24 protein-coding genes are annotated in these 23,178 nt (G+C 61.5%); 13 read left to right on the top strand and 11 right to left on the bottom strand.

The window, feature by feature from the left end:
- The first annotated feature begins 12 nt into the window (after nucleotides 1–12).
- From rng to tldD, 4 genes are all read left to right on the top strand, one after another.
- The gene (rng, locus tag AC19YX_RS21205) at nucleotides 13–1,470 is read left to right on the top strand and encodes a ribonuclease G (protein ID WP_020297127.1); all 1,458 of its coding nucleotides are present in this window, start codon (nucleotides 13–15) and stop codon (nucleotides 1,468–1,470) included.
- 75 nt (nucleotides 1,471–1,545) lie between these two features.
- Nucleotides 1,546–5,349, top strand: coding sequence for a YhdP family protein (locus tag AC19YX_RS21200; RefSeq protein WP_500606922.1), 3,804 nt, complete (start codon nucleotides 1,546–1,548; stop codon nucleotides 5,347–5,349).
- A 58-nt stretch (nucleotides 5,350–5,407) separates the two neighbouring features.
- Nucleotides 5,408–6,247: a carbon-nitrogen hydrolase family protein gene (locus AC19YX_RS21195; RefSeq protein ID WP_078469838.1), complete on the top strand. Its 840-nt coding sequence runs from the start codon at nucleotides 5,408–5,410 to the stop codon at nucleotides 6,245–6,247.
- A gap of 26 nt (nucleotides 6,248–6,273) precedes the next feature.
- Complete coding sequence (tldD, locus tag AC19YX_RS21190; protein WP_020297130.1) at nucleotides 6,274–7,716, top strand: metalloprotease TldD; 1,443 nt, start codon at nucleotides 6,274–6,276, stop codon at nucleotides 7,714–7,716.
- Nucleotides 7,717–7,779: 63 nt separating this feature from the next.
- On the opposite strand, the gene yjgA is transcribed toward tldD, so the two are convergent.
- Nucleotides 7,780–8,301 carry a ribosome biogenesis factor YjgA gene (gene yjgA / locus AC19YX_RS21185; RefSeq protein ID WP_020297131.1) on the bottom strand — a complete coding sequence of 174 codons (522 nt, stop codon included), beginning with the start codon at nucleotides 8,299–8,301 and terminating at the stop codon, nucleotides 7,780–7,782.
- Nucleotides 8,302–8,409: 108 nt separating this feature from the next.
- Between yjgA and pmbA the strand changes: the two genes are divergently transcribed.
- The 6 genes from pmbA to AC19YX_RS21155 all read left to right on the top strand — a co-directional run bounded on the left by pmbA (nucleotide 8,410) and on the right by AC19YX_RS21155 (nucleotide 13,743).
- A complete protein-coding gene (gene pmbA, locus AC19YX_RS21180) occupies nucleotides 8,410–9,756 on the top strand; it encodes a metalloprotease PmbA (RefSeq protein ID WP_500606921.1) in 1,347 nt (448 codons plus the stop codon).
- A gap of 204 nt (nucleotides 9,757–9,960) precedes the next feature.
- Complete coding sequence (locus AC19YX_RS21175) at nucleotides 9,961–10,356, top strand: hypothetical protein (RefSeq protein ID WP_020297133.1); 396 nt, start codon at nucleotides 9,961–9,963, stop codon at nucleotides 10,354–10,356.
- Nucleotides 10,349–11,725, top strand: a complete 1,377-nt coding sequence (locus tag AC19YX_RS21170) for a class II fumarate hydratase (RefSeq protein ID WP_500606920.1) — start codon at nucleotides 10,349–10,351, stop codon at nucleotides 11,723–11,725. The genes AC19YX_RS21175 and AC19YX_RS21170 overlap by 8 nt, the downstream gene beginning before the upstream one ends.
- A gap of 30 nt (nucleotides 11,726–11,755) precedes the next feature.
- Nucleotides 11,756–12,205: a DUF2753 family protein gene (locus AC19YX_RS21165; protein WP_500606919.1), complete on the top strand. Its 450-nt coding sequence runs from the start codon at nucleotides 11,756–11,758 to the stop codon at nucleotides 12,203–12,205.
- Between the two features lies 1 nt (nucleotide 12,206).
- Nucleotides 12,207–12,818, top strand: a complete 612-nt coding sequence (locus AC19YX_RS21160; protein WP_020297136.1) for a superoxide dismutase — start codon at nucleotides 12,207–12,209, stop codon at nucleotides 12,816–12,818.
- A 31-nt stretch (nucleotides 12,819–12,849) separates the two neighbouring features.
- Nucleotides 12,850–13,743: a ZIP family metal transporter gene (locus AC19YX_RS21155; protein WP_500606918.1), complete on the top strand. Its 894-nt coding sequence runs from the start codon at nucleotides 12,850–12,852 to the stop codon at nucleotides 13,741–13,743.
- A gap of 64 nt (nucleotides 13,744–13,807) precedes the next feature.
- Here the strand turns inward: AC19YX_RS21155 and AC19YX_RS21150 are convergent, their stop codons facing one another.
- The 10 genes from AC19YX_RS21150 to AC19YX_RS21105 form a co-directional block, all read right to left on the bottom strand.
- Nucleotides 13,808–14,080, bottom strand: coding sequence for an HPr family phosphocarrier protein (locus AC19YX_RS21150; protein WP_201129467.1), 273 nt, complete (start codon nucleotides 14,078–14,080; stop codon nucleotides 13,808–13,810).
- 16 nt (nucleotides 14,081–14,096) lie between these two features.
- Nucleotides 14,097–14,954 (bottom strand): RNase adapter RapZ, encoded by an 858-nt coding sequence (rapZ, locus tag AC19YX_RS21145; protein ID WP_020297139.1) that lies wholly within the window; start codon nucleotides 14,952–14,954, stop codon nucleotides 14,097–14,099.
- 2 nt (nucleotides 14,955–14,956) lie between these two features.
- The gene (ptsN, locus tag AC19YX_RS21140; RefSeq protein WP_020297140.1) at nucleotides 14,957–15,421 is read right to left on the bottom strand and encodes a PTS IIA-like nitrogen regulatory protein PtsN; all 465 of its coding nucleotides are present in this window, start codon (nucleotides 15,419–15,421) and stop codon (nucleotides 14,957–14,959) included.
- A 12-nt stretch (nucleotides 15,422–15,433) separates the two neighbouring features.
- On the bottom strand, nucleotides 15,434–15,739 hold the full coding sequence (hpf, locus tag AC19YX_RS21135) for a ribosome hibernation-promoting factor, HPF/YfiA family (protein WP_016966642.1): 306 nt from the start codon (nucleotides 15,737–15,739) through the stop codon (nucleotides 15,434–15,436).
- 79 nt (nucleotides 15,740–15,818) lie between these two features.
- The gene (locus tag AC19YX_RS21130; protein ID WP_020297141.1) at nucleotides 15,819–17,312 is read right to left on the bottom strand and encodes an RNA polymerase factor sigma-54; all 1,494 of its coding nucleotides are present in this window, start codon (nucleotides 17,310–17,312) and stop codon (nucleotides 15,819–15,821) included.
- 182 nt (nucleotides 17,313–17,494) lie between these two features.
- Nucleotides 17,495–18,220: an LPS export ABC transporter ATP-binding protein gene (gene lptB, locus AC19YX_RS21125; RefSeq protein ID WP_078469843.1), complete on the bottom strand. Its 726-nt coding sequence runs from the start codon at nucleotides 18,218–18,220 to the stop codon at nucleotides 17,495–17,497.
- Nucleotides 18,220–18,765, bottom strand: a complete 546-nt coding sequence (gene lptA, locus AC19YX_RS21120) for a lipopolysaccharide transport periplasmic protein LptA (protein ID WP_043229373.1) — start codon at nucleotides 18,763–18,765, stop codon at nucleotides 18,220–18,222. Before lptA ends, lptB begins: the two co-directional genes overlap by 1 nt.
- A complete protein-coding gene (gene lptC / locus AC19YX_RS21115) occupies nucleotides 18,752–19,324 on the bottom strand; it encodes an LPS export ABC transporter periplasmic protein LptC (RefSeq protein WP_078469844.1) in 573 nt (190 codons plus the stop codon). The genes lptA and lptC overlap by 14 nt, the downstream gene beginning before the upstream one ends.
- A gap of 8 nt (nucleotides 19,325–19,332) precedes the next feature.
- Complete coding sequence (locus AC19YX_RS21110; protein WP_020297145.1) at nucleotides 19,333–19,857, bottom strand: KdsC family phosphatase; 525 nt, start codon at nucleotides 19,855–19,857, stop codon at nucleotides 19,333–19,335.
- Nucleotides 19,857–20,831: a KpsF/GutQ family sugar-phosphate isomerase gene (locus AC19YX_RS21105; RefSeq protein WP_500606917.1), complete on the bottom strand. Its 975-nt coding sequence runs from the start codon at nucleotides 20,829–20,831 to the stop codon at nucleotides 19,857–19,859. Before AC19YX_RS21105 ends, AC19YX_RS21110 begins: the two co-directional genes overlap by 1 nt.
- 267 nt (nucleotides 20,832–21,098) lie before the next feature.
- On the opposite strand from AC19YX_RS21105, the gene AC19YX_RS21100 reads away from it, so the two are divergent.
- Genes AC19YX_RS21100 through mlaD form a run of 3 tightly spaced genes read left to right on the top strand, consistent with a single transcriptional unit; the run spans nucleotide 21,099 to nucleotide 23,172 of the window.
- The gene (locus AC19YX_RS21100; protein ID WP_020297147.1) at nucleotides 21,099–21,908 is read left to right on the top strand and encodes an ATP-binding cassette domain-containing protein; all 810 of its coding nucleotides are present in this window, start codon (nucleotides 21,099–21,101) and stop codon (nucleotides 21,906–21,908) included.
- A complete protein-coding gene (mlaE, locus tag AC19YX_RS21095) occupies nucleotides 21,908–22,705 on the top strand; it encodes a lipid asymmetry maintenance ABC transporter permease subunit MlaE (RefSeq protein WP_020297148.1) in 798 nt (265 codons plus the stop codon). Before AC19YX_RS21100 ends, mlaE begins: the two co-directional genes overlap by 1 nt.
- Nucleotides 22,705–23,172, top strand: a complete 468-nt coding sequence (mlaD, locus tag AC19YX_RS21090) for an outer membrane lipid asymmetry maintenance protein MlaD (protein WP_020297149.1) — start codon at nucleotides 22,705–22,707, stop codon at nucleotides 23,170–23,172. The genes mlaE and mlaD overlap by 1 nt, the downstream gene beginning before the upstream one ends.
- The last annotated feature ends 6 nt before the right edge of the window (nucleotides 23,173–23,178 follow it).

The raw sequence follows: 23,178 nt of genomic DNA, 5'->3' as shown, positions 1-23,178 counted from the left end.
CGAGACCCTGCCATGAGTGAAGAGATTCTGATCAACATCACGCCGATGGAGTCGCGCGTGGCGGTGGTCGAAAACGGTGTTCTGCAAGAAGTGCATGTCGAGCGCACCCAGCGCCGCGGCATCGTCGGCAACATCTATAAAGGCAAGGTAGTCCGGGTATTGCCGGGCATGCAGGCCGCCTTTGTCGACATCGGCCTGGATCGCGCGGCGTTTATCCACGCCTCGGAAATCTCTCTGCGCGAAGGCTCGACGGTCGAAAGCATTAGCGCCCTGGTGCACGAAGGGCAGAGCCTGGTGGTGCAAGTCACCAAGGACCCCATCGGTTCCAAGGGCGCACGCCTGACCACCCAGCTCTCGATCCCGTCGCGCTACCTGGTGTATATGCCGCGCACGGCCCATGTCGGTATTTCCCTGAAGATCGAAGACGAAGCCGAGCGCGAGCGCCTGAAAAAGGTAGTCAGCGACTGCGTGGCCCAGGAAGGCATCAAGGAAGCCGGCGGGTTTATCCTGCGCACCGCTGCCGAAGGCGCGGGTGCTGACGAAATCATGATGGACATCCGCTACCTGCGCCGGTTGTGGGATCAGATCGCAACCCAGATCAAGACCATCGGCGCGCCGAGCGTGATCTATGAAGACCTGGGCCTGGCGCTGCGTACCTTGCGCGACCTGGTCAGCCCGAAGATCGAGAAGATCCGCATCGACTCCCGGGAAACCTTCCAGAAGACCACGCAGTTCGTGGCCGAGCTGATGCCGGAAATCGCCGACCGCCTGGAGCACTACCCGGGGGAACGGCCGATCTTCGATCTGTACGGGGTCGAAGACGAAATCCAGAAAGCCCTGGAGCGCAAGGTGCCGCTCAAGTCCGGCGGCTATCTGGTGGTCGATCCGGCCGAGGCCATGACCACCATCGACGTCAACACCGGGGCTTTCGTCGGCCATCGCAACCTTGAAGAAACCATCTTCAAGACTAACCTTGAAGCCGCGACCGCCATTGCACGCCAGCTGCGCCTGCGCAACCTGGGCGGGATCATCATCATCGACTTCATCGACATGGAAGATGAAGAACACCAGCGTCAAGTATTGCGGACCCTGGAGAAACAGCTGGAGCGGGACCACGCCAAGACCAACATCATCGGCATCACCGAGTTGGGTCTGGTGCAGATGACGCGCAAGCGCACTCGCGAAAGCCTGGAGCAGGTCCTGTGCGAGCCCTGCAGCAGTTGCCAGGGCCGGGGCAAGTTGAAGACTCCGGAAACCGTCTGTTACGAGATTTTCCGCGAGATCCTGCGCGAGGCGCGGGCCTATCAGGCTGAAGGTTATCGAGTACTGGCCAACCAGAAAGTGGTGGATCGCTTGCTCGACGAGGAGTCGGGCAACGTGGCCGAGCTCGAGGGGTTTATCGGTCGGACCATTCGTTTTCAGGTCGAAACCATGTATTCCCAGGAACAATACGACGTGGTGCTGCTCTGAGTCCGCGTGTTTCAACTTATTGGCAACGGCTGGCTTCAGCTTTTTGCATGACTATTGCCTTGGGAGCCCACTGACATGGAGCGGTTGATCCGCCTGTTCGCCGCACTGATTCGCTGGGGGCTTGGGCTTTGCGCGGTGCTGCTGGTGCTGACTGCGCTGTACGTCAGTCTCGGCCGCGAGCTGACCCCGCTGGTCGCCGAATACCGTGCCGAAGTCGAGGACAAGGCGCAGCAGGCGCTGGGCCTGCCCGTGCACATCGGCGCCCTGGAAGGCAGCTGGAACGGTATGTCACCGGTGCTGGTGGCCCGTGACGTGATGGTTGGCGAAAGTGCCAATGCCTTGCGCCTGGACCAGGTGCGGGTCGCGCCGGACGTGCTGGCCAGCCTGCTGGCGTGGGAGGTGCGCATCGGCCGCCTCGAGCTCAACGGCCTGAACCTGAATCTCAAGGAAAACTCCGACGGCCGTTGGCAGCTGGAAGGCTTGCCGATGCAGCAGGACCAGCCGCTGGACCCCGAGCAACTGCTCAATCGCATGCAAATGGTCGCCCGGCTGTCGGTGCTCGACAGCCAGGTGACCCTGCAGCCGCTCGATCATGGGCCGATCAGCCTGACCTATGTCGGCCTTGAGCTGAGGACCGGCGCCAGCCGTCAACGCCTGGAGGCGCGCCTGACCCTGCCTGACGGCCAGCCGGTGGCGCTCAACCTGCAAACCCGGATCCGGGCTAGCCAGTGGCGCGATGGGCAGGCCGATGCCTACTTGAGCCTGCCGCAAAGTGACTGGGCGCGCTGGTTGCCGGCCCGCTTGAGCCAACAGTGGAAGCTGTCCGAGCTCAAGGCGGGCGGCGAGTTCTGGCTGAGCTGGGGCGAGGGAACCGTGCAAAGTGCCGTGGTGCGCCTCAATGCTCCTCAGGTCAGCGGCGCCTACGCCGAACGCAAGCCGGTGACCCTGAAAAACCTGGCGCTCAATGCCTACTTCCAGCGCAGTGATAAAGGTTTCAGCGTACTGCTCGATTCCCTGGCCCTGAACCTGGGCGAGACGCGCTGGCAGTCGCGCATCCAGTTGCAACAGACCCATGCGGCGGAGCAGGTGCAGGAGCTGTGGCACCTGCAGGCCGATCGCCTGGACCTGACCCCACTGACCCCGCTCATCGATGCCCTGGCGCCGTTGCCGGAAGGGGTGGCCAAGGCGGTCGATGCGCTGAAGGTCACGGGTGTCATGCGCAATGTGCTGCTCGACTACCGTCCGCAAGAAACCGGCGATCAACGCCTGAGCTTTGCCGCCAACCTGGAACGGGTCGGGTTCGATGCCTACTACGGGGCACCGGCGGCGCGTAACGTGAGCGGCAGCATCAGCGGCGACCTGGGCCAGGGCGAGCTGCGCATGGACAGCAAGGATTTTTCCCTGCATCTCTATCCCATCTTCGCCAAGCCCTGGCAGTACATTCAGGCCAATGCCCGGCTGACCTGGAAGCTCGACAAACAAGGTTTTACCCTGGTTGCGCCGTACCTCAAGGTGCTGGGCGAGGAGGGCAAGATCGCCGGCGACTTCCTGATCCGCCTGCATTTCGACCACACCCAGGAAGACTACATGGACCTGCGGGTCGGCCTGCTGGAGGGGGATGGGCGCTACACCGCCAAGTACCTGCCGCAGGTGTTGAGCCCGGCGCTGGACGAGTGGTTGCGGACCGCGATCCTCAAGGGCGCGGTCGACGAAGGCTTCTTCCAGTACCAGGGCTCGCTGAATCACGGCGCCCTGGATACCGCCCGCAGTATCAGCCTGTTCTTCAAGGTGCATGACGCCGAACTGGCGTTCCAGCCGGGCTGGCCCCATGTCGGCAAAGTCAGTGGCGATGTGTTTATCGAAGACAGCGGTGTGCGCATCCTGGCCAGCAAGGGGCAGTTGCTCGACACCCAGGTACGTGATGTCTACGTCAACATCCCCCATGTGCCCAGCGGGCAGATCAGCCATATGTACCTCGATGGCGAGTTTGCCGGTGGGCTGGGCGACGGCCTGAAAATTCTCCAGGACGCACCGATCGGTACCGGTTCGACCTTTGCCGGCTGGCAAGGCGAGGGCGACCTCAAGGGCAAGCTGAAGCTGGATATTCCCCTGGCCAAGGGTGACGAGCCGAAGATCCTGGTGGACTTCAAGACCGATAAATCCCGCTTGAAACTCAGTGAGCCGGAGCTGGAGCTGACCCAACTCAAGGGCGACTTCCGCTTTGACAGCAGCAAGGGCCTGAGCGGCCAGGACATCAGTGCCCAGGCGTTCGAGCGTCCGGTGACGGCGCAGATATTCGCGGACGGCAAGGGCGGCAAGCTCAGTACACGGGTGGTCGCCAAAGGTCAGGTCGCGGTCAAAAAACTCACCGACTGGCTGAAGGTCGGCCAGCCGTTGCCGGTGTCCGGTGAAGTGCCCTATCAACTGCAATTGACCCTGGATGGCGCCGACAGCCAGATGATGGTCAGTTCCAGCCTCAAAGGTCTGGCGGTGGATCTGCCGGCACCCTTCGGCATGCCTGCCAGCATGGGCCGCGACAGCGTGTTCCGCATGACCTTGCAAGGCGCCGAACGGCGTTACTGGTTCAAATACGGCGAGCTGGCCGACTTTACCTTTGCCGCGCCTGGCAGCAATTTCGCCGCCGGTCGTGGCGAGCTGTTCCTGGGCAGTGGCGAGGCGATCCTGCCGGTCGCCAAAGGCCTGCGGATTCGCGGGGTGTTGTCCGAGCTGGACGTGGAACCGTGGAAGGCCCTGGTCGATCGTTACGCCGGACAGGACCCTGGCGGCAGCGCCAAGCAACTGCTGAGCGGAGCAGAGTTCAAGGTCGGCAAGCTCAGTGCATTCGGTACCACCCTGGATCAGGTCAGCCTGCAGTTGCAGCGCAAACCGGCGGCCTGGGCCTTGCAGATCGACAGCCAGCAGGCCAAGGGCAATGTCGGGATTCCCGATGCCAAGTCCGCCCCGATGGCGATCAACATGCAGTATGTGCGGCTGCCGGCGGCGGACCCGACGGCGCAGGCCGACGAAAACGCCCCGGACCCGCTGGCCTCGGTCGACCCCAAGCAAGTCCCGGCGCTGGATATTTCCATCGCTCAGTTGTTCCAGGGGCCCGACCTGATCGGCGCATGGGCGCTCAAGGTTCGGCCAACGCCCAAGGGCATGGCCTTCAACAGCCTGGACCTGGGCCTCAAGGGCATGGTGTTGCAGGGTGACGGCGGCTGGGAAGGCCAGGCCGGTGCCAGCAACAGCTGGTTCAAGGGGCGCCTGGGGGGCAAGAACCTGGCAGACGTGCTCAAGGGCTGGGGCTTTGCACCGACGGTGACCAGTGAGGATTTCCATCTGGATGTCGACGGTCGCTGGCCGGGTTCGCCGGCCTGGGTCGGCCTCAAGCGCTTCTCCGGCACCCTCGACGCGACCTTGCGCAAGGGCCAGTTCGTGGAAGTCGAAGGGGGCGCGCAGGCGCTGCGGGTATTTGGCCTGCTCAACTTCAACTCCATCGGCCGGCGCTTGCGCCTGGACTTCTCCGACCTGTTCGGCAAGGGCTTGAGCTACGACCGGGTGAAGGGTTTGCTGGTGGCGAGCAATGGTGTCTACGTGACCCGCGAACCCATCACCCTGGCCGGACCTTCGAGCAACCTGGAGCTCAATGGCACCCTGGACATGGTGGCTGACCAGGTGGATGCCAAGCTGCTGGTGACCTTGCCGGTGACCAACAACCTGCCGATTGCGGCGCTGATCGTCGGGGCGCCGGCGATCGGTGGTGCGCTGTTTCTGATCGACAAGCTGATCGGTGACCGTGTGGCGCGCTTTGCCAGTGTCAAATACAACGTCAAGGGGCCATGGAAAGAGCCGAAAATCACCTTCGACAAGCCCTTTTGAGAAACCACGGCCCAGGCCCATGGAGTAGCATGGCCGCATCCCCCATTCGGAGTGCGCCATGTCTCTTGCGGTGATTCAAATGGTCAGCCAGAGCGATGTGCTGGCCAATCTGCAGGCGGCTCGCCGCCTGCTCGAACAAGCCGCCGCCGGTGGCGCAAAGCTGGCGGTGCTGCCGGAAAACTTCGCCGCCATGGGCCGCCGCGACGCCGCAGCCATTGGGCGCGCCGAAGCCTTGGGCGAAGGCCCGATCCTGCCCTGGTTGAAACAGACCGCTTGCGACCTCAAGTTATGGATAGTCGCCGGCACGTTGCCCCTGCCGCCGGTGGATCAGCCGCAGGGCAAGGCCAATGCCTGCTCGCTGCTGGTGAATGAGCACGGTGAGACGGTGGCGCGCTACGACAAGCTGCACCTGTTTGATGTCGACGTGGCCGACAATCGTGGGCGTTACCGCGAGTCGGATGACTATGCTCATGGAGAGCGAGTGGTGGTGGCCGATACCCCGGTCGGTCGTGTAGGCCTGTCGGTGTGTTACGACCTGCGTTTCCCCGAGCTGTACAGCGAACTGCGTGCGGCCGGGGCCGAGCTGATCACCGCGCCGTCGGCCTTTACCGCAGTCACCGGGGCCGCGCATTGGGAGGTGCTGATACGGGCCCGGGCCATCGAAACCCAGTGCTACCTGCTGGCGGCCGCCCAGGGTGGTACTCATCCGGGGCCTCGGGAGACCCATGGCCATGCCGCCATCGTCGACCCTTGGGGACGGGTGCTGGCACAGCAGGATCAAGGCGAGGCCGTGCTGCTGGCCGAACGCGATAGCAGCGAACAGGCGTCCATACGGGCGCGGATGCCGGTGGCCAGTCACCGGCGCTTTTTCTCGCAAGGCGCGCAGCGACTTGCATAAGAACGACGAATTTAAGGCCAAAGCATATGAGCGGGTTGTTGTCCTCAGTCAGTGAACACCTTTTAGCCCCCGGCGGCGTGACCATCGAAAGCCTGCAAGGCGTGCTTGGCGATCTGGCCGGCCCGGGCATCGATGCGGCAGACCTGTATTTCCAGGGTCAGATCTCCGAGTCCTGGTCCCTGGAAGACGGCATCGTCAAGGAAGGCAGCTTCAATCTCGACCAGGGCGTTGGCGTGCGGGCGCAGTCCGGTGAAAAAACCGGCTTTGCCTACAGCAATGCCATCACCCTGGAAGCCCTGGGCCTGGCCGCCCGCGCCGCGCGTTCGATTTCCCGGGCCGGACAAAACGGCAGCGTGCAGGCGTTCAGCACCCAGGACGTGGCCCAGTTGTACGCGCCGGACAACCCCCTGGAAGTCATCAGCCGCGCCGAAAAGGTCGAGCTGCTCAAGCGCATCGATGTGGCGACCCGGGCCCTGGACCCACGGATCCAACAGGTCAGCGTGAGCATGGCCGGGGTCTGGGAACGCATTCTCGTTGCGTCCACCGATGGCAGCCTGGCGGCGGATGTGCGCCCGCTGGTGCGCTTCAATGTCAGCGTGATCGTCGAGCAGAACGGCCGTCGCGAGCGCGGCGGCCACGGCGGTGGTGGGCGTACCGATTACCGTTACTTCCTCGCCGAAGACCGTGCCATGGGCTACGCCCGTGAAGCACTGCGTCAGGCCCTGGTCAACCTGGAAGCCATCCCGGCTCCGGCCGGCACCTTGCCGGTGGTTCTGGGTTCAGGCTGGTCGGGGGTGCTGCTGCACGAAGCGGTCGGCCACGGCCTGGAAGGCGACTTCAACCGCAAGGGCAGTTCGGCCTACAGCGGGCGCATGGGTGAAATGGTTGCCTCCAAGCTTTGCACCATCGTCGACGACGGCACCCTGGCTGGGCGTCGCGGCTCGCTGACCGTGGATGACGAAGGCACGCCGACCGAGTGCACGACCCTGATCGAAAACGGCGTCCTCAAGGGCTACATGCAAGACAAACTCAATGCCCGGTTGATGGGCGTGGCCCGCACCGGCAACGGTCGCCGTGAGTCTTACGCGCACCTGCCGATGCCACGCATGACCAACACCTACATGCTGGCTGGCGAAAGCGACCCAGAAGAAATCATCGCCTCGGTCAAACGCGGCATCTACTGCGCCAATTTGGGGGGCGGCCAGGTGGATATCACCAGCGGCAAGTTTGTGTTCTCCACCAGCGAGGCGTACCTGATCGAAGACGGCAAGATCACCGCGCCGGTCAAAGGCGCGACCCTGATCGGCAATGGCCCGGAAGCCATGAGCAAGGTGTCGATGGTCGGTAATGACCTGTCACTGGACAGCGGGGTAGGGACCTGTGGCAAGGATGGGCAGTCGGTACCGGTAGGTGTCGGTCAGCCAACCTTGAAAATCGACGCGATCACCGTGGGTGGCACGGGGTCCTGATAGCGACGCTTGAAAACCTGCGAGCTGCGGGTGGGCTGCAAGGCAACCCACCTGGTCAAGGCTTCAGCGCAGACCGCGTTGAGTCTCGTCCAGCTCGCGGATGTACTTGAAGATTTTACGGCTCGACGCCGGTGGCTTGTTATGCGCCAGTTCGTGCTGGGCCTGACGGATCAGGGAGCGCAATTGCTGGCGATCAGCCTCGGGGTAGTCGATGACAAACTTCTCCAGCACGCCGTCATCGCCTGCGATCAAGCGATCGCGCCAGCGTTCCAGGCCGTGGAAGCGTTCGTTGTACTGCCGGGTGGAGGCATCGAGTTGATCGAGCAAGACCAGAATGGCGGCAGTGTCCTGATCGCGCATCAGCTTGCCGATGAACATGAGGTGCCGTTTACGCGCGATATTCGCGGTGTGCTTGGGCGCATCGGCCAGGGCCCGGCGCATGGCGTCGGTCAAAGGCAGTTTTGCCAGCAAGTCAGGCTTGAGTGTTGTAAGGCGCTCGCCGAGGTCAACCAGAGCATGCAGCTCGCGTTTGACCTGGGATTTGCTTTTCTCCCCATCGAGGGAGTCGTCGTAAGAATCAACCATGGTGGCAGTCCGCAAAGAAACGCCGCCATGATAACCAGTCGGGGGCCGCTTGTCCGGCCCGGTCGCTCGAAGGCCTTAACCGAAAGCAGAATTTGAGTGGAGAACACCATGAGTGCAGCAGAAAGCGTCGGCCCACAAGCTTTGCCGGCACTGCAGGAACAAGTCGAGCAGATCATTGCCGAAGCCAAGCGCCAGGGCGCCAGTGCCTGTGAAGTGGCGGTGTCCCTGGAGCAGGGCCTGTCGACCTCGGTGCGCCAGCGCGAAGTCGAGACCGTGGAGTTCAACCGCGACCAGGGCTTTGGCATCACCCTCTATGTGGGGCAGCGCAAAGGCTCGGCCAGCACCTCGGCCAGTGGCCCGGATGCGATCCGCGAAACCGTGGCCGCCGCGTTGGCCATCGCCAAGCACACCTCGGAAGACGAGGCCTCGGGCCTGGCCGATGCGTCCTTGATGGCCACCAATCTGCAGGATTTCGACCTGTTCCACGCTTGGGACATCACTCCCGAACAAGCCATTGAACAGGCCCTGACCTGCGAAGCGGCGGCCTTTGCTGCCGATAGCCGGATCAAGAATGCCGATGGCACCACCTTGAGCACCCATCAAGGCTGCCGCGTGTATGGCAACAGCCATGGGTTTGTCGGCGGTTACGCCTCGACTCGTCATAGCCTGAGCTGCGTGATGATCGCTGAAGCCGATGGCCAGATGCAGCGCGACTATTGGTACGACGTGAGCCGCCAGGGCGAATTGCTGGCTGACCCGGTCAGCATCGGTCAGCGCGCTGCACAACGGGCCGCGAGCCGCCTGGGCGCGCGCCCGGTCCCGACCTGTGAAGTGCCGGTGCTGTTCTCCGCGGAGCTGGCCGGCGGCCTGTTCGGCAGTTTCCTGGGGGCGATTTCAGGGGGCAATCTGTACCGCAAATCGTCGTTCCTCGAAGGCGCCCTGGGCCAGCAGTTGTTCCCGCAGTGGCTGACCATCGATGAGCGGCCGCACCTGATGCGCGCCATGGGCAGCTCGGCGTTCGACGGCGACGGCCTGGCCACCTATGCCAAGCCGTTCGTTCAGGACGGCGAGCTGGTGTCCTACATCCTCGGCACCTATTCCGGTCGCAAACTCGGCCTGCCCAGCACCGCCAACGCCGGCGGCGTGCACAACCTGTTCATCACCCATGGCGATGAAGACCAGGCGGCACTGCTGCGGCGCATGGGGCGCGGACTGTTGGTGACCGAGCTGATGGGACACGGCCTGAATATGGTCACTGGCGATTACTCCCGCGGCGCGGCCGGGTTCTGGGTCGAGAACGGCGAGATCCAGTTCGCAGTCCAGGAAGTGACCATTGCCGGCAATATGCGTGACATGTTCAAGCAGATCGTCGCCGTAGGTAACGATCTGGAGCTGCGTAGCAACATCCGCACCGGCTCGGTACTGATCGAACGCATGACCGTCGCCGGCAGCTAAACGCTCCTGTTGTCACCTAAACGCGCCTTCCTTTGCGGGATGGCGCGTTTTTTTTGCTCGGGATTTACCGGTGATCTGCGCTGTGAATTCCGGCATGTGGCTGCAACCCGTCGCGGCGGATTCTGCAATGGCCGAGACGGCCGCGCTTGTTTTGATTCTCAATATCATTTAATAATAAATCTCATTATTGAATGAGCCCAGGTCATGAGTTCTGCCTTGCACGAGCAGCCTTACCTCGAAAGCTGGCGCTGGATGAGTCGCCAGATCCGTTGCGCCCTCGATCCGGACGAGCCGCGTCTGATCGAGCATTACCTGGCCGAAGGGCGCTATCTGGCCTGTTGCACGGCTACCTCGCCCTGGACCGTGGCCGAAACTTCTTTGCGGCTCCTGCTCGACACCGCCGCCGATACGGCCCTGCCCTGGCATTGGCGCAGCCAGTGCATGGACCAGGCCTGGCGGCCGTTGCGCGACCTGGAGCGCCTGTCCCTGTGCAAATGCCGGCTCAAACGCTGGCAAAGCTATGCCTGGCAGTTGGCGACCTGCTCGCTGCAGCCTTCCATCCCTCTGAATGAACTGGTGCAAGGATTTCCCGATGAGTAATACCCGTATCGAACGCGACAGCATGGGCGAGTTGCAGGTCCCGGAGCAGGCGCTGTATGGCGCCCAGACCCAGCGCGCGGTGGATAACTTTCCGATCAGCCACCAACGCATGCCGGCGCAGTTCATTCGCGCCCTGATCCTGGCCAAGGCCGCGGCGGCCCGGGCCAACGTCGAGCTCGAGCAAATCAGCTCAGCCCAGGGCAAGGCTATCGTCGACGCCGCCCAGGGCTTGCTGGAAGGCGACTACATGCAGCATTTCCCGGTGGATATCTTCCAGACCGGCTCCGGCACCAGCTCCAACATGAACGCCAACGAAGTGATCGCGACGCTGGCCAGCCGCCTGCTGGGTGAGCCGGTCAACCCCAATGACCACGTGAACTGCGGGCAGAGCAGCAACGACATCATCCCCACCACCATCCATGTCAGCGCGGCACTGACCCTGCATGAGCAGTTGCTGCCGGCGCTGCTGCACCTGGTGCAGGTCATCGAACGCAAGGCCGTGGAGGTGCACCCGTTCATCAAGACTGGTCGCACCCACCTGATGGACGCCATGCCGGTGCGCATGAGCCAGGTCCTGGAAGGTTGGGCGCAGCAACTCAAGGCCAATATCGGCCACCTGCAGGACTTGCTGCCAAGCCTGCAAGCCCTGGCCCAGGGCGGCACTGCGGTGGGCACCGGGATCAACGCTCACCCGCAATTTGCCGCGCGCTTCAGCCAGCAACTGAGCAAGCTGACCCAGGTGCAATTCACTCCGGGTAAAAACCTGTTCGCCCTGATCGGCTCCCAGGACACCGCCGTTGCGGTTTCCGGTCAGCTCAAGGCGGTTGCCGTGTCCCTGATGAAAATTGCCAACGACCTGCGCTGGATGAACTCGGGGCCCCTGGCCGGCCTCGGTGAGATCGAGCTGGAAGCCTTGCAGCCGGGCAGTTCGATCATGCCGGGCAAGGTCAATCCGGTGATTCCTGAAGCCACGGCCATGGTTGCGGCACAGGTGATCGGCAACGACTCGGTGATTACCGTCGCCGGCCAGTCGGGCAACTTCGAATTGAACGTGATGCTGCCGATCATTGCGCAAAACCTGCTGAGCAGCATCGAGTTGATGGCCAATGCCAGCCGCCTGCTGGCGGACAAGGCCATCGCCAGCTTCAAGGTCAACGAAGCCAAAATCAAAGAAGCGTTGGCGCGCAACCCGATCCTGGTCACCGCGCTGAACCCGATCATCGGTTACCAGAAGGCCGCCGAGATCGCCAAGACCGCTTACAAGCAAGGGCGCCCGGTCATCGACGTGGCGCTTGAACACACCGACCTGTCGCGCAGCCAACTGGAAGTTCTGCTGGATCCGGAAAAGCTCACCGCGGGCGGCGTTTAACTCCCCCCGTCACTGCTTTGGAGGCTCACCATGGAGCACTGGAAACGCACGATCGAAAGGGCCAATCGCTTCTTCACCCAAGGCAATCTGGTGGACGCTCGCGAGTATTACCTGCAGGCGCTGGCCCTGGCCCAGGTGTTGTTCGAGCGTTGGTCGAATGCCGACGAAGCGGTGGCGGCCTGCGTCATTTCCCATCACAACCTGGCGGATCTGCATCTGCGCCTGAACCAGCCGGAGGAGAGCGCGGAGTACCTGTGCGCCATCCATCAGCGGCTGTTGCAGACCATGCAGGATGCGCGCCTGGCCCCGGCCTTGCGCGAGGCGGCATTGCGCCAGAGCAGCAAGACCTATGTCGAGCTGCTCAATTTCATCAGCGAGCACGGCGAATACCCGCGTACCCATCGCTTGCTGGAGAGCAATGTCGCGCAACTGGCCTCCGGCCCCGCGACCTCGAACGGCCCTTATTACGGAGTACATTGATATGTCTTTTACCTTGCCTGCCTTGCCCTACGCCTATGACGCCCTGGAACCGCATATCGATGCGCAGACCATGGAAATCCACTACACCAAGCACCACCAGACCTACATCAACAACCTCAACGCGGCTGTCGAAGGCACCGAGTGGGCCGACTGGTCGGTAGAAAAGCTGGTGGCCAGCGTTCAGCAGTTGCCGGAAAAACTGCGTGCCGCGGTGATCAACCAGGGCGGTGGACATGCCAACCACTCGTTGTTCTGGGCAGTCATGGCGCCCAATGGCGGTGGCAAGCCGGAGGGCGACCTGGGGCGTGCAATCGACGAGCAGTTGGGGGGCTTCGAGAGTTTCAAGGAAGCCTTCACCAAAGCCGCACTGACCCGCTTTGGCAGCGGCTGGGCCTGGCTCAGCGTGACGCCGCAAAAGACCCTGGTGGTGGAAAGCAGCGGTAACCAGGACAGCCCGCTGATGAACGGCAATACGCCGATCCTCGGCCTGGACGTGTGGGAGCACGCCTACTACCTGCGCTACCAGAACCGTCGCCCGGAATACATCAACGCGTTCTACAACGTCGTCCATTGGCCGGAAGTCGCTCAGCGCTACCAGGCCGCGCTGGTTTGAACCCTCACCATAAAAAGATCTAAGGCCGACTATGGGCACTGAAACACTGGCGATCAGCAGCGTACGAATGTTTCGTTATGCGTTTGGTTCGTTGTTGCTGTTGGCGGGTACCGCATTGCTGGTGGCCAAGGGCCTGAGCTGGCTGGATCTGGAGCCGAAACTGTTGCGGGCCCTGGAAGGCGGGGCGCTCTGTGCCCTGGGCACAGCACTGGGGGCGGTCCCGGTGCTGGTCATTCGCAAGATGCCCCAGGCGCTCAACGACACGCTGCTGGGTTTCGGTGCCGGGGTGATGCTTGCGGCGACGGCGTTTTCCCTGATTGTGCCGGGAATTGCCGCCGCCACGAGCCTTGGCCTGTCGCCCTGGGGCTCCAGCGGACTGATCAGCCTGGGCATCATGCTCGGTGCCTTCGGCCTGTTTCTGGTGGACCGCAAGGTCTCGGGGGCCAGCCCGGAAATGCTGGTTGGCACACCGGGGCATCCGGTGATTCCTCCGCGTATCTGGCTGTTTGTGTTCGCGATCATCGCCCACAACATCCCGGAAGGCATGGCGGTGGGGGTGTCTGCCGGTGGCGGCATGCCCGACGCCGACAGCCTGGCCATGGGCATCGCATTGCAGGATGTGCCGGAGGGCCTGGTCATCGCGCTGGTGTTGGCGGGGGCCGGGATGTCGCGGGTCAAGGCATTCCTGATTGGCGCGGCCTCAGGCCTGGTCGAACCGGTGTTTGCCTTGCTCTGCGCCTGGCTGGTGAGCCTGGCCGAGATCCTGTTGCCCCTGGGCCTGGCGCTGGCCGCAGGCGCCATGTTGCTGGTGGTGACCCACGAAGTGATTCCCGAGTCGCGGCGTCATGGTCACGAGAAGCTTGCGAGCCTGGGGCTTTGCATCGGTTTCTGTCTGATGATGGTGATGGATACGGCGCTGGCCTGACGAGCTAAATAGAGGCCTGGCCTGGTGCGCGTCGGCTGGACAGTCGACGCGCCGAGGGCGTTGCTTACTCGCCTTCGTCGAAATAATTGTTGATCAATGCCACCAGCGCATCCAGCGCTTCCTGCTCTTGCTCGCCTTCGGTTTTCAGATGAATGCGGGTGCCTTTGCCTGCCGCCAACATCATCATTGCCATGATGCTTTTACCGTCGACCATGGACTCGGGAGTCCTGCCCGCCCTGATCTGGCACGGAAACTGGCCGGCCACACCGACAAATTTTGCAGAAGCCCGGGCATGCAAGCCCAGTTTGTTGATGATTTCAATTTCCAGAGCAGGCATCGCGGTGGTGGTCCTTTCAGCTAAGGTCGCGGTGGCGAACCTGGACGTTCTTCAGGGATTGTTGCAGGACCTGGCCCAGGCGTTCGGTCAGGTAGACCGAGCGGTGATGCCCGCCCGTGCAGCCAATGGCAATAGTGACGTAAGCGCGGTTGCTGGCGGCAAAGCGTGGCAACCATTTGAGCAGGTAGCTGGAGATGTCCTGGAACATGTCTTCGACATCGGGCTGTGCGGCCAGATAATCGGCTACAGGCTGGTCCAGTCCTGACTGGTCGCGCAATTCGGGCTTCCAGTAGGGGTTGGGCAGGCAGCGCACGTCGAACACCAGGTCGGCATCCACCGGCATGCCCCGCTTGAAGCCAAAGGACTCCACCAAAAACGCGGTGCCCGGCTCCGGCTGGTTCAGCAGGCGCAACTTGATGGTGTCGCGCAGCTGATACAGGTTCAGATTAGTGGTGTTGATGGTCAGGTCGGCCAGGTCGACGATCGGGCCCAGGAGTTGGGTTTCGTCCTGAATCGCCTCGGCCAGGGAGCGATTGGCGCTGCTCAGCGGGTGGCGGCGACGGGTTTCCGAGAACCGCTTGAGCAGGGTCTCCTCGTCGGCGTCCAGGTACAGCACATCGCACTGGATGTGCCGGCTGCGCACTTCTTCCAACAGCTCGGGGAAGCGTGACAAGTGGCTTGGCAGGTTGCGCGCATCGATCGATACCGCCACCAGCGGTTGCGCCAGCTCGGTGTGGATCAACGCACGCTCGGCCAACTCCGGCAGCAGGCCTGCCGGCAAGTTGTCGATGCAGTAGTAGCCGTTATCCTCCAGGACAGCGAGGGCGGTACTTTTACCGGAGCCGGAGCGGCCGCTGACAATGATCAAGCGCATGGTTACTGACCGTTCTGCTCGTCCAGGACTACCTGATACAGGGCTTGGTTGCTGTCGGCGCTGCGCAGCCTGTCACGCACTTCCTTGCGATCAAGCATGCTGGCGATCTGCCGCAGCAGTTCCAGGTGCGCATCGGTGGCAGCTTCGGGGACCAGCAGTACGAACAGCAGGTCGACCGGAGCGCCGTCGATGGCGTCGAAATCGATGGGAGCGTCCAGGTGCATCAACGCACTGATGGGCGACTCGCAGCCTTTGAGGCGGCAATGGGGAATGGCGATGCCGTTGCCAAAACCGGTGGAACCGAGTTTTTCACGGGCAATCAGGCTCTCGAAGACATCCTGCATCTCCAGATCCGGCACTTCACGGCTGATCAGGTTGGCAATTTGTTCGAGGGCGCGTTTTTTACTGCCGCCCGGCACGTTCACGAGGGAACGGCCGGGGGTCAGGATACTTTCAAGTCGGATCATGGGAGGGGAGTGTTAGCGACCCGTGCCTTGGAGAAGGTGGAGTTGCTTTTCCTTATGCTTTTTCAGTTGGCGGTCCAGCTTATCCGTGAGCAGGTCGATCGCGGCATACATATCGTCATGTTCTGCATTGGCGACAACCTCCCCACCGTGGATGTGCAGGGTGGCTTCGATTTTCTGCTTCAGTTTCTCGACAGCCATCGTTACCTGCACATTGGTAATCTTGTCAAAGTGCCGCTCCAGTCGGTCGAGTTTTTCGCCGATGTAGGCGCGCAGGGGCTCGGTCACTTCCAGTTGGTGTCCACTGATGTTGACTTGCATACAGCTTCTCCTTCGTTGCCAGTGCATAAAGCGGCAGGCTGGGTTGCCTGCCACTGGAACGCTGTGGCGAGCCCGGCGGTTACATCAACCGCTTCCGTTCGCTGGAAGGCGCGATCCCAAGGGATTCGCGGTACTTGGCGACGGTACGACGGGCTACCTGAATGCCTTGTGCCTCCAGTAAACCAGCGATCTTGCTGTCACTCAACGGCTTTTTCTGATTTTCCGCGGCCACCAGTTTTTTGATGATCGCGCGAATCGCCGTGGACGAGCATTCACCGCCTTCGGAGGTACTTACGTGGCTGGAGAAAAAGTATTTCAGTTCATAAATACCCCGTGGGGTATGCATGAATTTTTGCGTGGTCACCCGGGAAATCGTCGATTCGTGCATGCCCACCGCTTCGGCGATGTCGTGCAGGACCAAAGGCTTCATCGCTTCGTCGCCGTACTCGAGGAAGCCGCGCTGATGCTCGACGATCTGGGTCGCGACTTTCATCAGGGTTTCGTTGCGGCTTTGCAGGCTCTTGATGAACCAGCGGGCCTCTTGCAGCTGATTGCGCATGAAAGTGTTGTCGGCGCTGCTGTCGGCACGGCGCACGAAGCCTGCGTACTGCGGGTTGACCCGCAGGCGCGGTACTGATTCCTGGTTCAGCTCGACCAGCCAGCGCTCGTTGTCCTTGCGTACGATCACGTCAGGGACCACGTACTCGGCCTCGGCAGACTCGATCTGCGAGCCGGGACGCGGGTTCAGACTCTGTACCAGTTCGATGACCTGGCGCAGCTCGTCTTCCTTGAGCTTCATGCGGCGCATCAGTTGGCTGTAGTCGCGGCTGCCCAGCAGGTCGATGTAGTCGCTGACCAGGCGTTGTGCCTCGCTCAGCCAAGGCGTCTTGGCTGGCAGCTGGCGCAGTTGCAGCAACAGGCACTCACCCAGGGTGCGTGCGCCGATGCCGGCCGGCTCGAATTGCTGGATGCGGTGCAGGACGGCTTCGATCTCGTCCAGCTCGATGTCCAGCTCCGGATCGAAGGCTTCGAGGATTTCCTCGAGGGTTTCGTCCAGGTAGCCCTGGTTATTGATGCAGTCGATCAGGGTTACGGCAATCAGGCGGTCGGTGTCGGACATCGGCGCCAGGTTCAGTTGCCACAGCAGGTGGCTCTGCAGGCTTTCGCCGGCCGAGGTGCGGGTGGTGAAGTCCCACTCGTCGTCATCGTTGCTGGGCAGGCTGCTGGCGCTGGTCTGGTAAACGTCTTCCCAGGCGGTATCCACCGGCAATTCGTTGGGAATGCGCTCGTTCCACTCGCCGTCCTCGAGGTTGTCCACCGTGGGGGCGGTTTCCTGGTAGGAGGGTTCCTGGATGTCGGTGTTGGGTTTTTGCTCGGCGTTGTCGGCCAGAGGGTCGGTGTTGTCGAAGTCGTCGCCTTCTTCCTGGCGTTCGAGCATCGGATTGGACTCCAAGGCCTCCTGGATTTCCTGTTGCAGGTCCAGGGTCGACAATTGGAGCAGGCGGATGGCCTGTTGCAGCTGCGGTGTCATCGTCAGCTGCTGGCCCATTCTCAGGACTAGCGATGGTTTCATGGCAGGGGCTTAACACCTTATTCGCCGGCGCACATGCGCCATCCACTACAGGGCGCGTGAGCGCCAAACATAAGCAAATTATATGCCTGAAACTGAAGTGTTTGCCTAGAGCGCGGTAACAATAAAATTTGTAGGGATTTATTGAAGGTGGCGCTCTGGCGACTAGCCAAACACCTCAGTGCTTACAGGCGGAACTCATGGCCCAGATACACTTCCTTGACCAATTCGTTGGCCAGGATGGTTTCGGGCGTGCCCTCGGCGATCAGCTGACCGTCGCTGACGATGTAGGCGGTTTCGCAGATATCGAGGGTTTCCCGGACATTGTGGTCGGTGATCAGTACACCAATGCCCTTGGCCTTGAGGTGATGGATGATCTGCTTGATGTCGCCGACCGAGATCGGGTCCACGCCGGCGAAAGGTTCGTCGAGCAGGATGAATTTCGGCGATGTGGCCAGGGCGCGGGCGATTTCCACCCGGCGGCGTTCACCACCGGACAGGCTCATGCCGAGGTTGTCGCGAATGTGGTGGATGTGGAACTCCTGGAGCAGGCTTTCCAGTTCCTTGCGGCGGCCGGCCTTGTCGAGCTCCTTGCGGGTCTCGAGGATGGCCATGATGTTGTCGGCGACCGACAGCTTGCGAAAGATCGACGCTTCCTGGGGCAGGTAGCCGATGCCGGCACGGGCGCGGCCGTGCATGGGCTGGTGGCTGACGTCGAGGTCGTCGATCAGCACACGGCCCTGATCGGCCTGGACCAGGCCGACGATCATGTAGAAGCAGGTGGTCTTGCCGGCGCCGTTGGGGCCGAGCAGGCCGACGATCTGACCGCTGTCGATGGACAGGCTGACGTCACGCACGACCTGACGGCTCTTGTAGCTCTTGGCCAGATGCTGAGCTTTCAGAGTTGCCATTACTGGGCCTTTTGCTCGTCAGTTTTCTTTTTCGGCTGGATGACCATATCGATCCGCGGACGTGGCGCGGTGACCGAGCTGCCATTGGCGCGACCGGCGTTGGCGACCTGCTTGACGGTGTCGTAGACGATTTTCTCGCCTTCGGTGGTGTTGCCGTCGTTGATCACCTTGGCCTTGTCGATCAGTACGATGCGGTTTTGCGCAGCGTGGTACTGAATGGTCACGGCGTAGGCCTGTACCGGTTTGGGGTCGGTGGCTTTCTGCAACTGCTCGAAATACGCCAGGTTGCCCACCGAGGTCACCACGTCGATTTCACCGGACGCGGTGCGGGTGATGGTCACGGTATTGCCGGTGATCTTCATCGAGCCCTGGGTGATGATCACATCGCCCTTGTAGGTGGCGATGCCCTGGCGGTCATCGAGTTGCGCGTCATCGGCCTGAATACGGATAGGTTGTTGGCTATCGTTCGGCAGAGCCCAGGCGCTCACGCTTCCCAGTGCTGCGCCCAGACTGAGCAAAATAGGGAGGGTTTTAACGAGCCTCATACTGTCCTCTTACGTTCGATAGCAGGTTCATCCTGCCGTCTTTCAAATACGCTTTCATTCCCTTGGCCGTAGTCACGCCCCCGGCGCCGTCGATTCTAACGGCTTGCTCGGTCTGCGCATATTGCTTCTGCGGGAATACTGTCATGCGGGTAGTGGTAATCAGTACCGTGCGATTTTTCTCATCGGTGCGTGCGACCCGTACCGAATCGATCAGCTCGACTTCAGTGCCGTCCGGATTGACCTCGCCGCGTTCGCTCTGGACATGCCAGGGGAAGGTGGTGCCGCGGTACATCTGCAGGTCCGGCTTGGTCAGCAGGGTGACTTCGGTGGCCTTCAGGTGCTCGACCTTGTCGGACGTCATCTCGTACTGCATTTTGCCGTCCGGCAGGTACTGCACGCTGCGGGCGTTGACCGCGTAATAGTCGATGGCGCTCTCGTCGACCTGTGCCACTGGCTTGTCGAGGAAGCGTTCCGGACTGATATTCCAATAGCCGACTGCCGCGAACAACGCGGCAAGGACCCCGAACAGCAGAATGTTGCGAATCTTTTTGCTCAGCATAAAAGGCTCTATAAGTAGGCGGCGTTGGCCGCTTCAAGGCTGCCTTGGGCGCGCAGGATCAGCTCGCAAAATTCGCGCGCGGCACCTTCGCCGCCACGGGCCTGGGTGATGCCGTGGGCGTGTTCGCGGACGAAACTTGCAGCATTGGCCACGGCCATGCCCAGGCCGACGCGGCGGATTACCGGCAAGTCCGGCAGATCGTCACCGAGGTAGGCGACCTGGTCATAGCTTAGGCCGAGTTGGCCAAGTAGCTCGTCGAGTACCACCAGCTTGTCTTCGCGGCCTTGGTACAGATGGGGAATTCCCAGGTTCTTGGCCCGGCGCTCGACCACCGGGGTCTTGCGTCCGCTGATGATTGCGGTCTGCACGCCAGCGGCCATCAGCATCTTGATGCCCTGGCCGTCGAGGGTGTTGAAGGTCTTGAACTCGCTGCCGTCTTCGAGGAAGTACAGGCGACCGTCGGTCAGTACGCCGTCGACGTCAAAAATCGCCAGCTTGATGTTTTTGCCACGTTGCAGCAGGTCGGCACTCATCACATTACTCCGGCACGCAGCAGGTCGGACAGGTTGAAGGCGCCGATAGGTCGGTCCTCCTTGTCCACCACTACCAGTGCGTTGATTCGATGGTCTTCCATGATTTTCAGCGCTTCGGCTGCCAGCATATCGGCACGAGCGGTCTTGCCATGAAGGGTCATGACTTCATCGATGGTCGCATGATGGATATCGATGGTGCGATCCAGGGTGCGGCGCAGGTCACCGTCCGTGAAGATCCCGGCCAGGCGCCCATCGGTCTCGATGATCGCGGTCATGCCTAGGCCCTTGCGGGTCATTTCCATGAGCGCGTCCTTGAGCAGGGTGCCGCGTTGCACCAGGGGCAGTTCGCTGCCGGCATGCATCACGTTCTCGACTTTTAGCAGCAGGCGACGACCCAGGGCACCGCCCGGATGGGAAAACGCGAAGTCTTCGGCGGTAAAGCCGCGGGCTTCCAGCAGTGCCACGGCCAGGGCGTCGCCCATGACCAGGGCGGCAGTGGTGGACGAGGTCGGCGCCAGGTTCAGCGGGCAGGCTTCGTGTTCAACGTGGACGTTGAGATTGACCTCGGCGGCCTTGGCCAGCGGTGAGTCCGGGTTGCCGGTGAGGCTGATGAGCTGGATGCCCAGGCGCTTGATCAGCGGCAACAGGGTCACGATTTCATTGGTCGAGCCCGAATTGGACAGGGCCAGGATCACGTCGTCCCGGGTAATCATGCCCATGTCGCCGTGGCTGGCTTCGGCCGGGTGGACAAAAAACGCCGTGGTGCCGGTGCTGGCCAGGGTCGCGGCAATCTTGTTGCCGATATGCCCGGATTTGCCCATGCCGACCACGACTACGCGGCCTTTGCTGGCCAGAATCATCTCGCAAGCGCGTACGAAATCAGCGTCGATAAGGGGCAGCAGGGCTTCTACTGCTTCAACTTCGAGGCGGATGGTGCGTTGTGCCGATTGAATCAGGTCGCTGGATTGGCTCATGTCAGAAATCGTATAGCCTGATGAAAAGGCGGCGATTATAGCGGTAATGATCAATTCCCTCACGCAAGTTCGTCAGCCTTTCTTGGGGGTAACTAAGGAAAGGCCTGGTTTTTTGCCTGTCGTGTGGCTGAATAGCCGAGGCTTCGGCCTTGGGGGCTCCGTATCAGCAATGATATAGTTCGCCGCCAGTTCGGCCTGCCCCGGGTGAATCAACTCCCGGCAGGGAGCCTAGCGCCCGAGTGATAGGCTGCATCGCAAGGAGTTTAGATGAGTGCCGATAACGCCTACGCGGTCGAGCTGAAGGGGCTGTCCTTCAAGCGCGGTACGCGCAGCATCTTCAATAACGTGGATATTCGTATTCCACGGGGCAAGGTCACCGGGATCATGGGGCCTTCCGGTTGCGGAAAGACCACCCTGCTGCGCCTGATGGGCGCGCAATTACGCCCCAGCGCCGGTGAAGTGTGGGTCAACGGCCAGAATCTGCCGGAGCTCTCACGCAGCGACCTGTTCGACGCACGCAAGCAAATGGGCGTGCTGTTCCAGAGTGGCGCGCTTTTTACCGACTTGGACGTGTTCGAGAACGTTGCATTCCCGCTGCGGGTCCATACCCAGCTGCCGGATGAAATGATCCGCGACATCGTCCTGCTCAAGCTGCAGGCGGTCGGACTGCGTGGCGCCATCGAATTGATGCCCGATGAGCTGTCCGGCGGCATGAAGCGTCGCGTGGCATTGGCCCGGGCGATCGCCCTGGACCCGCAGATCCTCATGTATGACGAGCCGTTCGTGGGCCAGGACCCGATTGCCATGGGGGTTCTGGTGCGCCTGATTCGCCTGCTCAACGACGCGCTGGGCATTACCAGCATCGTTGTGTCACACGATCTTGCAGAAACCGCGAGCATTGCCGATTACATCTACGTGGTCGGCGATGGCCAAGTATTGGGGCAGGGCACGCCCGATGAGCTGATGGGGTCCGATAATCCGCGCATCCGCCAGTTCATGAAAGGCGACCCCGACGGTCCGGTACCCTTTCACTTTCCAGCGCCGGACTACCGCGCAGATCTTCTGGGGAAGCGCTGATGCGCAAGATATCTTTAGTGGAGAGGGTTCGCCTCTTCGGTCGTTCGGGCATCGATGTGGTTTCGGTGCTAGGGCGTTCCACGCTGTTTCTGTTTCACGCCCTGCTGGGGCGCGGCGGCATCGGCGGCAGTTTTGGCCTGTTGATCAAGCAACTGCATGCCGTAGGCGTGATGTCGCTGGTGATCATTGTGGTCTCCGGGGTATTCATCGGCATGGTGTTGGCGCTGCAAGGCTTCAATATCCTGTCCAGCTACGGGTCGGAGCAGGCAGTAGGGCAGATGGTCGCCCTGACGCTGTTGCGCGAACTGGGGCCGGTGGTGACTGCGCTGCTGTTCGCCGGACGTGCCGGATCGGCGCTGACGGCGGAAATCGGCAACATGAAATCCACCGAGCAGCTGTCAAGCCTGGAAATGATTGGCGTGGACCCGCTCAAATACATCGTCGCCCCGCGTTTGTGGGCCGGCTTCATTTCCCTGCCGTTGCTGGCGATCATTTTCAGTGTGGTCGGGATCTGGGGTGGTTCGTGGGTGGCCGTCGATTGGTTGGGAGTCTATGAGGGTTCCTACTGGTCGAACATGCAAAATAGCGTGACGTTCAGCGGTGACGTGCTCAATGGTGTTATTAAAAGCATTGTCTTTGCGTTCGTCGTGACATGGATCGCCGTATTCCAAGGTTATGACTGTGAGCCCACTTCAGAAGGGATCAGTCGTGCCACTACCAAGACCGTGGTGTATGCCTCATTGGCTGTACTCGGCCTGGACTTTATTCTGACCGCCTTGATGTTTGGAGATTTCTGATGCAAAACCGCACCCTGGAAATCGGTGTCGGCCTTTTCTTGCTGGCTGGCATCCTGGCTTTGCTGTTGCTGGCGCTGCGGGTCAGTGGCCTGTCCCCGAGCGCAGCCACCGATACTTATAAACTTTATGCCTATTTCGACAATATCGCCGGTTTGACTGTCAGAGCCAAAGTGACCATGGCCGGTGTGACCATCGGCAAGGTCACGGCTATCGATCTGGATCGCGACAGTTTCACCGGTCGTGTGACGCTGCAAGTGGAAAAGCGCGTAGATAACCTGCCGACTGACTCCACTGCATCTATTCTCACGGCTGGCCTGTTGGGTGAGAAATACATCGGTATCAGCGTCGGTGGGGAAGAAGCCTTGCTCAAGGATGGCGGGACCATCCATGACACCCAGTCGTCGCTGGTACTTGAGGACCTGATCGGTAAATTCCTGCTCAATACCGTTAGCAAAGACGCCAAATGAGGAGTT

Source organism: Pseudomonas sp. MF09150 (assembly GCF_059862355.1).
Note: the sequence above shows the minus strand (reverse complement) of the source record. Positions and strands in the feature narration are given on the sequence as shown.

Bases quoted from the DNA above. Each gene is read 5' to 3' on its own strand.
- rng (WP_020297127.1), top strand. From the start codon at position 13: ATGAGTGAAGAGATTCTGATCAACATCACGCCGATGGAGTCGCGCGTG.
- AC19YX_RS21200 (WP_500606922.1), top strand. From the start codon at position 1,546: ATGGAGCGGTTGATCCGCCTGTTCGCCGCACTGATTCGCTGGGGGCTT.
- AC19YX_RS21195 (WP_078469838.1), top strand. From the start codon at position 5,408: ATGTCTCTTGCGGTGATTCAAATGGTCAGCCAGAGCGATGTGCTGGCC.
- tldD (WP_020297130.1), top strand. From the start codon at position 6,274: ATGAGCGGGTTGTTGTCCTCAGTCAGTGAACACCTTTTAGCCCCCGGC.
- yjgA (WP_020297131.1), bottom strand. From the start codon at position 8,301: ATGGTTGATTCTTACGACGACTCCCTCGATGGGGAGAAAAGCAAATCC.
- pmbA (WP_500606921.1), top strand. From the start codon at position 8,410: ATGAGTGCAGCAGAAAGCGTCGGCCCACAAGCTTTGCCGGCACTGCAG.
- AC19YX_RS21175 (WP_020297133.1), top strand. From the start codon at position 9,961: ATGAGTTCTGCCTTGCACGAGCAGCCTTACCTCGAAAGCTGGCGCTGG.
- AC19YX_RS21170 (WP_500606920.1), top strand. From the start codon at position 10,349: ATGAGTAATACCCGTATCGAACGCGACAGCATGGGCGAGTTGCAGGTC.
- AC19YX_RS21165 (WP_500606919.1), top strand. From the start codon at position 11,756: ATGGAGCACTGGAAACGCACGATCGAAAGGGCCAATCGCTTCTTCACC.
- AC19YX_RS21160 (WP_020297136.1), top strand. From the start codon at position 12,207: ATGTCTTTTACCTTGCCTGCCTTGCCCTACGCCTATGACGCCCTGGAA.
- AC19YX_RS21155 (WP_500606918.1), top strand. From the start codon at position 12,850: ATGGGCACTGAAACACTGGCGATCAGCAGCGTACGAATGTTTCGTTAT.
- AC19YX_RS21150 (WP_201129467.1), bottom strand. From the start codon at position 14,080: ATGCCTGCTCTGGAAATTGAAATCATCAACAAACTGGGCTTGCATGCC.
- rapZ (WP_020297139.1), bottom strand. From the start codon at position 14,954: ATGCGCTTGATCATTGTCAGCGGCCGCTCCGGCTCCGGTAAAAGTACC.
- ptsN (WP_020297140.1), bottom strand. From the start codon at position 15,421: ATGATCCGACTTGAAAGTATCCTGACCCCCGGCCGTTCCCTCGTGAAC.
- hpf (WP_016966642.1), bottom strand. From the start codon at position 15,739: ATGCAAGTCAACATCAGTGGACACCAACTGGAAGTGACCGAGCCCCTG.
- AC19YX_RS21130 (WP_020297141.1), bottom strand. From the start codon at position 17,312: ATGAAACCATCGCTAGTCCTGAGAATGGGCCAGCAGCTGACGATGACA.
- lptB (WP_078469843.1), bottom strand. From the start codon at position 18,220: ATGGCAACTCTGAAAGCTCAGCATCTGGCCAAGAGCTACAAGAGCCGT.
- lptA (WP_043229373.1), bottom strand. From the start codon at position 18,765: ATGAGGCTCGTTAAAACCCTCCCTATTTTGCTCAGTCTGGGCGCAGCA.
- lptC (WP_078469844.1), bottom strand. From the start codon at position 19,324: ATGCTGAGCAAAAAGATTCGCAACATTCTGCTGTTCGGGGTCCTTGCC.
- AC19YX_RS21110 (WP_020297145.1), bottom strand. From the start codon at position 19,857: ATGAGTGCCGACCTGCTGCAACGTGGCAAAAACATCAAGCTGGCGATT.
- AC19YX_RS21105 (WP_500606917.1), bottom strand. From the start codon at position 20,831: ATGAGCCAATCCAGCGACCTGATTCAATCGGCACAACGCACCATCCGC.
- AC19YX_RS21100 (WP_020297147.1), top strand. From the start codon at position 21,099: ATGAGTGCCGATAACGCCTACGCGGTCGAGCTGAAGGGGCTGTCCTTC.
- mlaE (WP_020297148.1), top strand. From the start codon at position 21,908: ATGCGCAAGATATCTTTAGTGGAGAGGGTTCGCCTCTTCGGTCGTTCG.
- mlaD (WP_020297149.1), top strand. From the start codon at position 22,705: ATGCAAAACCGCACCCTGGAAATCGGTGTCGGCCTTTTCTTGCTGGCT.